Annotated in this window: 1 protein-coding gene; it reads left to right on the forward strand. The window is 40.1% G+C overall.

The features are described 5' to 3' along the window. Positions 1-194, forward strand: a 194-nt coding sequence (locus ACSG5Z_RS31635; RefSeq protein ID WP_435712927.1) for an alpha/beta fold hydrolase, incomplete at its 5' end; no start/stop codon positions are given. Between the last annotated feature and the right edge of the window lie 93 nt (positions 195-287).

Raw genomic sequence — 287 nt, forward strand, 5'->3', positions numbered from 1 at the left:
ACTACATACAAGCACCTACATTAGTTATTCACGGAACAGACCATACTGCCCTCCCTTTTGAACATGGTCTCGCACTTATTGATGAAATTCCTACCTCAGTCCTACTAACCCTTGAAGGCGCAGGACATGAAAATCATCCTGATGACTGGGAAGACATCATTCATGCAGTTATTGAACATACATCTAAAATATAGATAAATAACGAATAGAAGGGGCACACCATAAGTTGTGCCCCTTCTATTCGTTACATGTAAAAAAGCCCATCACTGTATCCGTATGTATAGTGT

The organism is Bacillus pretiosus, from assembly GCF_051294775.1.
In the GTDB taxonomy this organism is placed as follows: domain Bacteria; phylum Bacillota; class Bacilli; order Bacillales; family Bacillaceae_G; genus Bacillus_A; species Bacillus_A wiedmannii.